The following is a 771-nucleotide window of genomic DNA, read 5'->3' on the forward strand; positions in this document are numbered from 1 at the left end:
CGCCGGACTGCCGCCCTACCCCGGCCCCGGGCCCGGCTGGGCGCCGCACCCGGGCTACCAGTACCCGGGCTACCCGCCCCCGCCACTGGCCCCGAACGGCCAGCCGCTGGCCACCTTCACGGACCGGCTGCTCGCCTGGATGATCGACACCGCCGTGGCGAGCCTGCTGGCCACGGTGCTCTTCGTGCCCTTCGCCGCCTGGATCTGGTACCGCATGTTCACCGAGATGGTGAAGGTCAACCCGGACGGGACGATGAGCGAGCCCGACCCGGCGCGGATGATGAGCGACTTCGTCGTCCCGCTGCTGCTCGCCGAGGCCGGACTGATCCTGGTGCTCTTCGTCTTCTACTGGCTGTACCACGTGGAGTACGCGCGCCGGACGGGCCAGACGCTCGGCAAGAAGCTGATGAAGATCCGGATCGTGCCGGCCGACCCGGCCGGGACGCTGACCCGGGGCGTGCTGGGCCGGCGGTACCTGGTCGAGTTCGTGGCCGGCTCGCTGGTCCCCTTCCTCAACTACCTCGACGGGTTCTGGCAGCTCTGGGACAAGCCCTGGCAGCAGTGCCTGCACGACAAGTTCGCGGGCACCGTCGTCGTTAAGGTTGCACCGTGAGCGTGAGGAGTGAGCCGGGTCTGCGAGCCCCGCAGCCGCGATTCGAGAGGGCGCCGTGACAGTGCAACCCGGTTGGTACGTCGACCCCGCCGCGCCCGAGACCAGGCGGTACTGGGACGGCGAGGGGTGGATCGGCGCGCCGATCCACCCCTCGCCTG

2 protein-coding genes are annotated in these 771 nt (G+C 70.6%); both read left to right on the top strand.

Annotated features, from left to right (window positions below; genetic code table 11):
* Positions 1-613, top strand: a 613-nt coding sequence (locus DKT69_RS00100; RefSeq protein WP_438361782.1) for an RDD family protein, incomplete at its 5' end; no start/stop codon positions are given.
* A 61-nt stretch (positions 614-674) separates the two neighbouring features.
* Positions 675-771, top strand: a 97-nt coding sequence (locus tag DKT69_RS00105) for a DUF2510 domain-containing protein (RefSeq protein WP_438361783.1), incomplete at its 3' end; no start/stop codon positions are given.

Origin of the sequence: Micromonospora sicca (assembly GCF_003172935.1) — a bacterium.
GTDB lineage: Bacteria > Actinomycetota > Actinomycetes > Mycobacteriales > Micromonosporaceae > Micromonospora > Micromonospora sicca.